The organism is Variovorax sp. MHTC-1 (assembly GCF_003984645.1).
Lineage (GTDB): Bacteria > Pseudomonadota > Gammaproteobacteria > Burkholderiales > Burkholderiaceae_C > Variovorax.
In genome coordinates this window covers 230,140-238,950 of the sequence record NZ_RWKI01000009.1, presented here as the reverse complement: position 1 = coordinate 238,950, position 8,811 = coordinate 230,140, and the positions used below count along the sequence as shown (strand labels likewise).

The 8,811-nt window shown below is 68.3% G+C and carries 11 protein-coding genes; 1 reads left to right on the top strand and 10 read right to left on the bottom strand.

Translation table 11 applies throughout. The annotated features are described in order from the left end of the window. From EJI01_RS29330 to flgB, 10 genes are all read right to left on the bottom strand, one after another. The coding region (locus EJI01_RS29330; protein ID WP_185878953.1) for a chemotaxis protein CheW at nt 1–159 on the bottom strand (159 nt) is incomplete at its 3' end. Between the two features lie 22 nt (nt 160–181). Then, nucleotides 182–1,153, bottom strand: coding sequence for a flagellar assembly peptidoglycan hydrolase FlgJ (gene flgJ, locus EJI01_RS17610; RefSeq protein WP_126838427.1), 972 nt, complete (start codon nt 1,151–1,153; stop codon nt 182–184). Nucleotides 1,154–1,323: 170 nt separating this feature from the next. After that, the gene (locus EJI01_RS17605) at nt 1,324–2,430 is read right to left on the bottom strand and encodes a flagellar basal body P-ring protein FlgI (protein WP_126838426.1); all 1,107 of its coding nucleotides are present in this window, start codon (nt 2,428–2,430) and stop codon (nt 1,324–1,326) included. A gap of 217 nt (nt 2,431–2,647) precedes the next feature. Beyond that, complete coding sequence (locus EJI01_RS17600) at nt 2,648–3,310, bottom strand: flagellar basal body L-ring protein FlgH (RefSeq protein ID WP_126838425.1); 663 nt, start codon at nt 3,308–3,310, stop codon at nt 2,648–2,650. Nucleotides 3,311–3,513: 203 nt separating this feature from the next. Beyond that, nucleotides 3,514–4,296 (bottom strand): flagellar basal-body rod protein FlgG, encoded by a 783-nt coding sequence (gene flgG, locus EJI01_RS17590; protein ID WP_126838424.1) that lies wholly within the window; start codon nt 4,294–4,296, stop codon nt 3,514–3,516. Nucleotides 4,297–4,321: 25 nt separating this feature from the next. Next, a complete protein-coding gene (locus EJI01_RS17585) occupies nt 4,322–5,065 on the bottom strand; it encodes a flagellar basal body rod protein FlgF (protein WP_126838423.1) in 744 nt (247 codons plus the stop codon). Nucleotides 5,066–5,078: 13 nt separating this feature from the next. Then, the gene (gene flgE / locus EJI01_RS17580; protein WP_126838422.1) at nt 5,079–6,293 is read right to left on the bottom strand and encodes a flagellar hook protein FlgE; all 1,215 of its coding nucleotides are present in this window, start codon (nt 6,291–6,293) and stop codon (nt 5,079–5,081) included. 80 nt (nt 6,294–6,373) lie between these two features. Further along, nucleotides 6,374–7,057, bottom strand: a complete 684-nt coding sequence (locus EJI01_RS17575) for a flagellar hook assembly protein FlgD (RefSeq protein WP_126838421.1) — start codon at nt 7,055–7,057, stop codon at nt 6,374–6,376. A gap of 24 nt (nt 7,058–7,081) precedes the next feature. After that, the gene (gene flgC, locus EJI01_RS17570) at nt 7,082–7,477 is read right to left on the bottom strand and encodes a flagellar basal body rod protein FlgC (RefSeq protein ID WP_409513963.1); all 396 of its coding nucleotides are present in this window, start codon (nt 7,475–7,477) and stop codon (nt 7,082–7,084) included. Between the two features lie 29 nt (nt 7,478–7,506). Then, on the bottom strand, nt 7,507–7,911 hold the full coding sequence (gene flgB / locus EJI01_RS17565; RefSeq protein ID WP_126838419.1) for a flagellar basal body rod protein FlgB: 405 nt from the start codon (nt 7,909–7,911) through the stop codon (nt 7,507–7,509). A 162-nt stretch (nt 7,912–8,073) separates the two neighbouring features. Here flgB and flgA point away from each other — a divergent pair, with 162 nt between their 5' ends. Next, nucleotides 8,074–8,763: a flagellar basal body P-ring formation chaperone FlgA gene (flgA, locus tag EJI01_RS17560; RefSeq protein WP_126838418.1), complete on the top strand. Its 690-nt coding sequence runs from the start codon at nt 8,074–8,076 to the stop codon at nt 8,761–8,763. The last annotated feature ends 48 nt before the right edge of the window (nt 8,764–8,811 follow it).

Genomic DNA, 8,811 nt, shown 5'->3' with positions numbered 1-8,811 from the left:
AATGCGCGTCACCGCGTCGTAGCCGCGCAGCTCCTGCACCTTCTGGATGTCGATGCCGTACTCCTCCTCGCCCAGCGTGAAGGTGACTACCTCGAGGCGGTTGGCGTTGGCGAGCACCGGGGCGCTCGCGTGCTGATGAAGGCTGGTGATCTCTGCCATGGTGCTTGCTCCTTTGGATGTCCTATGTGAATTTCTGCATGATCCGAACGAGCTTCTGCCCGTACTGCGGATCGGTCGCGTAGCCCGCCTTCTGCAGGCCGTGCGCGGCCTCGGCCGGGTCGTCCGTGGCCAGCACGTTGGCGTAGCGCGGGTTGCGCGTGATGAACTTCGCGTAGTCGGTGAAGGCCTCGTCGTAGGAGCCGTAGGCCCTGAACTTGGCGCGCACTTTCTGCGGCTCGCCGTCGACGTATTCGGTGGTGGTGGTCTCCGCCACCGGGCCCTTCCAGCCGCGGTCGGCCTTGATGCCGAACAGGTTGAAGCTCTGCGTGCCGTCGTCGGCGCGGATCTCGCGTTTGCCCCAGCCGGATTCGAGCGCGGCCTGCGCCAGGATCAGCGGCGCGGGCACGCCGCTGGCCTCGCTGGCCGCCTGCGCGGAGCCGCCCATGCGCTGCACGAAGCTGTCCACCTTCCCTTGGAGCGAAGCCATCGCGGCCGGCGAGGGACGCTCGCCGTTGTTCTGGTAGACGCTCAGGTCCACCGGCGCCGAACGCCGGGTGGCCGCTGCGCCCTGGGGCGGCGAGGAACCGAGCGGAACGCCGGCCTGCGGCTTCAGCGGAAAGCCGGCAAGCGGGTCGAGCGGCATGGCCCCGGCATCGCCGTCGGCCGGCGCACCCGAGGCCGCGTTGCGGCTCAGCTGCGCGAGCATCGCCTCGGCCAGCCCGACGCCGCGCCCCGAGAGGTTCTGCGAAAGCTGCTGGTCGAGCATGGACATGTAGACCTTCTCGTTGCGGCTCTCGAGCAGGCCGCTGGACGGCGTGGCCTCGCGCATGCTCTTCAGCACCATGTTCATGAACAGCGCCTCGAACTGCCGCGAGACCTGCTTCAGGCCCTCTTCGGGCGAGTTGCGCACGGTGCGCCGCAGCGCATCGACGCCCTGCACGTCGAGCGCAAAGCGCTGGTCGAGCGCGCCGCTTCTCGCATCAAGAATTGCCATTCAGCTGTCCCTCGCGGTGCGTGTGAGCCAAGACTCAGGAGACAACGCGGCCGGCGAAGCCAGGCCCGTTCGGAAAACACCGCGGAACCGGCTTTGCCGGGCCGCTGGTGTTGCCCCCTGCAAGGGGGTTGGCGCAGCGACACGAAGTGCGCGAAGCCTGGGGGTGGGCTTCATATGATCTCGAGTTCGGCGCGCAGCGCGCCGGCGGTCTTCATGGCCTGCAGGATGGACACCAGGTCCTGCGGATTGGCGCCCAGGCTGTTGAGGCCCTTGATCACGTCGGAGAGCGATGCCCCGCCGCGCACCATCTGCAGCGCGCCGCCGCCCTGCGCGATCGAGATCTGCGAGGTTTGCGTGGCGACCGTGCTGCCGCCCGAGAAGGGGCCGGGCTGGCTGATCACCGGCTCCGTGTTGATGACCACCGAGAGGTTGCCGTGCGCCACCGCGCAGTCGTTGACGCGCACCGCCTGGTTCATCACCACCGAGCCGGTGCGCGCATTGATCACCACGCGCGCCACCGCCTGGGTGGGCGTGACTTCGAGCGCTTCGAGGCGTGCGAGGAAGCCGACGCGCTCCTGCGGCTCAGGCGCGCGCACGCGGATCACGCGGGCGTCCATCGCGTCGGCGGTGCCGGGGCCGAACTGGCGGTTGATCGCTTCGACCGCGCGCTGCGCGGTACCGAAATCGGAGCGGTTGAGCTCCAGCGTGAACATGCCTTCGCCGCCGACCGGCGCCTCGACGCTGCGCTCGACCATCGCGCCGCCCGGAATGCGGCCCGAGCTGAGCTGGTTGATCTGCACCCGGCTGCCGCTGGCCGAGGCGCCGGCGCCGCCGACCACCATGTTGCCCTGCGCAATGGCGTAGGTCGCGCCGTCGACGCCCTTGAGCGGCGTCATCAGCAAGGTGCCGCCGCGCAGGCTCTTGGCATTGCCCATCGAGGACACCGTCACGTCGATGTTCTGGCCGGGCCGCGCGAAGGAAGGCAGCGTGGCCGTGACCATCACGGCCGCCACGTTCTTGAGCTGCATGTTGACGCCGGCCGGAATGGTGATGCCGAGCTGCTGCAGCATGTTGTTGAGGCTCTGCGTCGTGAACGGCGTCTGCATGGTCTGGTCGCCGGTGCCGTCGAGGCCGACCATCAGCCCGTAGCCGATCAGCGGGTTGTCGCGCACGCCCTGGATGCTGGCCAGTTCCTTCAGGCGCTCGGCCTGCGCGGGCGCGCTCAGCGCGAGGGCGCAGAACGCGGCGAGGCTGATCACGGAACGCAAGAAACGCATGGAATAACTCTTTCTGTTCGGGAGACACCGCGGAACCGGCTTTGCCGGGCCGCCGGTGTCGCCCCCGGCGAGGGGGTTGGCGAAGCGACACGAAGTGCGCGAAGACTGGGGGAGAGCAACAAGCCCCCGCGGAACCGGCTTTGCCGGGCCGCCGGTGTCGCCCCCGGCGAGGGGTTGGCGAAGCGACACGAAGTGCGCGAAGACTGGGGGAGGTCCATCAGAAGGGCATGACGTTCAGGAAGAAGCGCTGCATCCAGCCCATGTGCTGGGCCTCGTCGATGTAGCCCTTGGCCGTGTATTCGATGCGCGCATCGGCCACCAGGGTCGAGGGCACGGTGTTGCTGCCGGACACGGTGCGCGGGTTCACCACGCCCGAGAAGCGGATGTACTCGGTGCCCTGGTTGATGCCCATCTGCTTCTCGCCGGAAACCAGCAGGTTGCCGTTGGGCATGACATCGACCACGGTGACGGTGATCACGCCGTTGAAGGTGTTGTTGGCATTCGCGCCGCCCTTGGCGCTGAGCACGTTGCCCCCGGAGAGCTTGGCGTCCTGGCCGTCGAGCAAGCCACCCAGGAGCTTCGGAATGGTCGGGAAGTCAGCAGTCATGCTGCCGGTGCGGCTGGCACTGGCGCCTGAATTCTTGCTCGCGTTCACCCGCTCGCTGATCACGATGGTCAGGATGTCGCCGACATTGCGCGGACGGCGGTCCTCGAACAGCGCATTGGCGCCCGGACCGTCGCGGAAGATCGCGCCGTTGGCGCGCGGCGCCGGCAAGGCCGCGTAGGTGTTGGCGCGCGCCGTCATCGGCTGGTGCACCAGCGGCTCGCGCGGGATCTGCGCGCAGCCGGTGGCCAGCACCAAACCGAGCAGCGCCACCAATCCCCTTCCAGGGACACCGCGGAACCGGCTTTGCCGGGCCGCGGGTGTCGCCCCCGGCGAGGGGGTTGGCGGAGCGACACGAAGTGCGCGAAGCCTGGGGGAGAGCAACAAGCCCCCGCGGAACCGGCTTTGCCGGGCCGCGGGTGTCGCCCCCGGCGAGGGGGTTGGCGGAGCGACACGAAGTGCGCGAAGCCTGGGGGAGGTCATAGTTGCGCGAGGCGCTGCAGCATCTGGTCGGAGGTTTGCACCGCCTTGCTGTTGATCTCGTAGGCGCGCTGCGTCGCGATCATGTTGACCAGCTCTTCCACCACGTTGACGTTCGAGGCCTCGACATAGCCCTGGCTCAGCGTGCCGGCGCCTTCGAGGCCCGGGTTCAGCTGGTTGGGCGCACCGGAGGAATCGGTCTCCGCATAGAGGTTCTCGCCCATGCTCTGCAGGCCGGCCGGATTGAGGAAGGTGGCGAGCTGCAGCTGGCCGACCTGCACCGTGGCGGTGCTGCCGGCCTGCGTCACCGAGACCATGCCGTCGCGGCCGACTGTGAGGCTGGTGGCGTTCTGCGGAATCGTGATCGCCGGCTGGATCAGGAAGCCGCTGGCAGTGACGAGCTGGCCGTCGCGGTCGGTCTGGAAGGAGCCGTCGCGCGTGTACGAGGTGGTGCCGTCGGGCATCAGCACCTGGAAGAAGCCCGCGCCGTTGATCGCGACGTCCCGCGGGCTGTCGGTCTTGGTCATGTTGCCCTGCGAGTGGATGCGCTCGGTCGCGACCACGTGCACGCCGGTGCCGACCTGCAGGCCCGAAGGCAGGCGCGTCTGGTCCGAGGTCTGGCCGCCGACCTGGCGCAGGTTCTGGTACATCAGGTCCTCGAACACGGCGCGGCTGCGCTTGAAGCCTGTGGTGCCGACGTTGGCGAGGTTGTTCGACACGACGTCGAGCTGGGTCTGCTGGGCTTCGAGGCCGGTCTTGGCGACGTAGAGCGAGCGCATCATGGTGATGTTCCTTTGGGTGATTGGGCTAGCCGTACGCCAGCAACTTGTTGGCCGACTGCGCGTTGGTGTCCGCCGTCTGCATCGACTTCATCTGCATCTCGAAGCTGCGGGCCTGCGCGATCATCGAAACCATGGCTTCGACCGCGTTGACGTTGCTGCCTTCGACCACGCCACTGGCGACCGTCACGGCCGCGTCGGCCTCGGCCGGCGGCAGGCCATCGCGCATGCGAAAGAGCCCGTCGTCGCCGCGCACCAGGTCGGCCGCCGGCGGATTGACCAGCTTCAGGCGCCCCACTTCGGCCACGCCGACCAGCGGATCGCCGGCGCCGCGGGCCGTGATGGCGCCGTTGGCGGCAATCTGCACCGTCGAGCCCGGCGGCACCACCAGCGCGCCGCCCTCGCCGACCACCGGGCGCGCGCCCATGGTCAGCAGTTGGCCGTCGGCGCCGACCTGCAGGTTGCCCACCCGCGTGTAGGCCTCGCCGCCATCGGGCGTCTGCACCACCAGCCAGCCGTCGCCGCGCACCGCGACGTCGAGGGCGCGGCCGGTCTCCGTGAGCGGACCCTGGCTGAAGTCGGCCCCGGGCGTGGTGGCGGCGACGAAGGCGCGCGTGGCCGCTTCCTCGCCGACCACCGGCACCGCGCGGAAGCTGTTGACCTGCGCGCGAAAGCCCGGCGTCGAGACGTTCGCCATGTTGTTGGCGACCGAGGCCTGCTGCTCCATGGCCTGCTTGGCGCCGCTCATGGCGACATACAGCATGCGGTCCACTGCCGGCTCCCGATCAGCGGATGTTGATCAAGGTCTGCACGACCTGATCCTGCGTCTTCACCGTCTGCGCGTTGGCCTGGTAGCTGCGCTGGGCAACGATCAGGTTGACGAGCTCGGAGGTGAGGTCGACGTTGGAGGCTTCCAGCTTGCCCGAGGCGAGCGAGCCCTGCTTGGTGCCCGCGCCCGGCGTGCCGGTGAGCGCCTGGCCCGAGGCCTGGGTCTCGGCCCAGACGTTGTTGCCCTTGGGCTCCAGGCCGTTGGGATTGGCGAAGCTCGACAGCACCACCTGGCCCAGCAGCTCGGTCTTCTCGTTGGAGAACCTGCCGGTGATGGTGCCGTCGGGGTTGATCGAGTAGGCGGTCAGCGTGCCCGAGGTGTAGCCGTCCTGAACGAGCTTGTTGATCGCGTTGGCGTTGCCGAACTGCGTGGTGCCCGAGAGGTCGACCGTGACGTTCATCGCCGCCGAACCGTTGGGGAAGGTCATCGCCGGCAGGGTGATGGTGCCGCCGGCGGGGGTCAGCAGCTTGCCGTTGGCATCGAAGGTCATGGTGGCGATCGGCGCGCCGGCGTTGAGCGCGGCACCGTCGGCCGCGCCGTAGACGTCCCAGGCATTGGCGCCGGTCTTCACGAAATAGGCGCCCAGCTCGTGCGGATTGCCCAGCGAGTCGTAGACCGGCCCGAGCGCGTTGGAGTAGTTGTAGGTGTCCGAGTCGGTGACGTTGAACGGCGTCTTGGTGGGCGTCACGCTGCGCGAGTCGAGGTTGAACTCGGCCTGCACGCCGGTGGTGGCCTTCGGGTCCATGGCGGTGGTCGGGATGCGGATCGCCGAGGGCGTGCCGCCTTCGATGCCGCCGGTGGCCGAGACGCCGAAGCCGGTCAGCCGCAGGCCGGCGGCGTTGACGATGTAGCCGTCCTGGTCCTTGGTGAACTGGCCGTTGCGCGAGTACATGATCTCGCCGCTCGGGCTGGAGAGGCGGAAGAAGCCGTCGCCGTTGAGGATGGCCACGTCTAGCGGTCGGCTGCTGGTCTGCGTCACGCCTTGCGTGAAGTTCTGCGTCACGCCGGCCACCGAGGCGCCGAGGCCGATGCGCGAGCCGGCATACACGTCCTGGAAGGTCGCGGCGGCCGACTTGAAGCCGACCGTGCCCGAGTTGGCGATGTTGTTGCCGATGACGTCGAGGTTGGCGGCGGCCACGGACAGGCCGCTGATGCCCTGGGAGAAACTCATGATCGATCCTTATTTCGAGGCGATGAAGAAACGGCTTGCAGCACGACGGCCTCCGCCGATGGAGAAGTCAGGCGGAAGGCTCAGAGGAACATGCGGACGTCGGCCAGGCCGATGCTGCGGCCCGAGGCCAGCTCGAGCGTGACGCCACTCGCGCCCTGCTTGACGGCGGCCACCTGCGCGAAGGTGAGCGCGGTCGCCTCGACCCTGCTGCCGTTGTTGTCGGCGGCCACCGTGAAGGTGTAGCTGCCGGCCGGTGCGACGCTGCCGTCGTCGGCCTTGCCGTCCCAGGTGACGGCGTTGACGCCTTCGGGCAGCGAGCCGAGGTCGAGCGTGCGCACCGTCTTCCCCGTGGCGTCGACGATCTTCACCTCGACGTCGCCGGCCGAGCCCGGCAGTTGCACCGCGAAGGGCACGATCGCGGGGTCCTTGCCTGCTTCCGGGGCCACGGTGGCGATCTCGTTGCCGGGCGACAGCACGTTGTAGCCGATCAGCGATGCCGCCTGCAGCACCTGGTTGGCGCCGGTCTGGTTCACCAGGCCGGAGAGCGTGCTGTTGAGCTTCTCGATGCCGCTCACGGTGCTCATCTGCGCGAGCTGCGAGGTGAGCTCGGCGTTCTGCATCGGGTTGAGCGGATCCTGGTTGTTGAGCTGCGTCACCAGCAGCTTGAGAAAGCGCTGCTCGCTGTCGGCGCCGCTCACGCTGTTGTTCTGCGTCGAGCTGCTGCCCGTCGTGCCGTTGATGGCGAGGGAGTCGTCGATGGCCATGGGTTCGCTTCTTGTGATTGGGATTTACTGGCCGATCGTCAGCGTCTTGACCATCAGCGTCTTGGCGGTGTTGAGCACCTCGACGTTGGCCTGGTAGCTGCGCGAAGCGGAAATCATGTTGGTCATTTCCTCGACCACGTTGACGTTGGGCATGGTCACGTAGCCCGCGGCGTCGGCATGGGGGTTCTTCGGGTCGTAGACCATCTTCAGCGGCGACTGGTCTTCCACCACGCCCGCGACCTTGACGCCGCCGATGTCCTGCTGCCCCGAGGCTGCGACTTCGAAGACGACCTGCTTGGCGCGGTAGGGCTGGCCGTCCGGACCGGCCACGCTCTCGGCATTGGCCAGGTTGCTGGCGGTCGCGTTCATGCGCTGCGACTGCGCAGCCATGGCGGAGCCGGCCACGTTGAAGATATTCATGGAAGCGCTAGGCAAGGGCATGGTGGTTCCTACTGCACTGCCGACAGCAGCGACTTGATCTTGGCGCTGAGCACCGTGAGATTGGCCTCGTAGCGCAGCGCGTTGTCGGCGAAGTTGATGCGCTCGGCATCCATCTCGACGGTGTTGCCGTCGATGCTGGACTGGCTGGGCACGCGATACAGCAAGTCGGCATCGGGCACGCCCGAACCTTCCGCCTGCAGGTGGCGCGCGGAGGTGGTGGAAAGCGTCACCGACTGCGCGGCGCGGCCCTGCTCCACGGCCTGCGAGAGGCGGCTTGCGAAATCGAAGTCACGCGCCTTGTAGTTGGGCGTGTCGGCATGGGCGATGTTGGCCGCCAGCACTTCCTGGCGCTGCGCCCGGAGATTGAGTGCTTCGCGGTTGAAGCGAAGCGCCGCATCCAGCTTGTCGATCATGTGGTTCCATCGTTTGGAGGTGTCGCGTCCCGAGCGGGCATGGCGACTGATGGAAAGCGAGTCTATGCACGGGTCGTGTTTGCAATGGGCCGAACAAAGGGGGATTTGGGGTGCACTTCGCACCTTCAGGCAGCGCCATGCATTCCTAGAATCGCCGCACCGATGATGGAAACACCCCGCGCCCTTCGCCGTCTTCTCCTGCTGCCGCTGATCTCGGCGCTGGCCGCAGCGCCGGCCGCGGCCGCGCCGGCGGACGCGCGCGCCGTCGTCGAACGTTTTCTACAGGCGCAGACCGCCGGCCTGGCGGGCAAGGCGCGCATCGAGGTGAATATGCCGGCCACGCTGCCTGCCTGCGAATCGCTGCAAGCTTTTCTGCCCCGGGGCGCGGCGCCCACCGGCCGGGTGTCGGTGGGCCTGCGCTGCGCCGGAGACAGGCCCTGGATGCGCTACGTGCAGGCGCGCGTCGCCATCGAAGGCCGCTACTTCGTGGCCGCGCGCGCCATCGAGGCCGGCCAGGCCTTGGGCGCCGGCGACCTGGCCGAACGCACGGGCGATCTCGGCGCGCTGCCGCGCTCGGTCGTGACCGATGCCGCCGAGCTCAAGGGCGTCGTCGCCGTCAACCGCATCGCCGCCGGCGCGCCGGTGCGGCGCGAACTGCTGCGCGGCGTGGTCGTGATCCAGCAGGGCCAGACGGTGCAGGTGGTTGCGCAAGGGCCAGGCTTCACCGTCAGCACCGAGGCCCGCGCCATGACCCGCGCCGAGGCCGGCGCGACGGTGCAGGCCAAGACGCGGGACGGGCGCCTGGTCAGCGGCGTGGCGGATGAAGGCGGCCAGATCCTGCTTTCGCAATAGGCGAACCTAAAGTTCCGCCCTAAACTGCCGATAAACGGGTCAGCCCCT

What these genes read in the sequence shown, in the direction of transcription:
- flgJ (WP_126838427.1), bottom strand. Translation starts at nt 1,153, where the DNA reads ATGGCAATTCTTGATGCGAGAAGCGGCGCGCTCGACCAGCGCTTTGCG.
- EJI01_RS17605 (WP_126838426.1), bottom strand. Translation starts at nt 2,430, where the DNA reads ATGCGTTTCTTGCGTTCCGTGATCAGCCTCGCCGCGTTCTGCGCCCTC.
- flgG (WP_126838424.1), bottom strand. Translation starts at nt 4,296, where the DNA reads ATGATGCGCTCGCTCTACGTCGCCAAGACCGGCCTCGAAGCCCAGCAG.
- flgE (WP_126838422.1), bottom strand. Translation starts at nt 6,293, where the DNA reads ATGAGTTTCTCCCAGGGCATCAGCGGCCTGTCCGTGGCCGCCGCCAAC.
- EJI01_RS17575 (WP_126838421.1), bottom strand. Translation starts at nt 7,057, where the DNA reads ATGGCCATCGACGACTCCCTCGCCATCAACGGCACGACGGGCAGCAGC.
- flgC (WP_409513963.1), bottom strand. Translation starts at nt 7,477, where the DNA reads ATGAATATCTTCAACGTGGCCGGCTCCGCCATGGCTGCGCAGTCGCAG.
- flgB (WP_126838419.1), bottom strand. Translation starts at nt 7,911, where the DNA reads ATGATCGACAAGCTGGATGCGGCGCTTCGCTTCAACCGCGAAGCACTC.
- flgA (WP_126838418.1), top strand. Translation starts at nt 8,074, where the DNA reads ATGATGGAAACACCCCGCGCCCTTCGCCGTCTTCTCCTGCTGCCGCTG.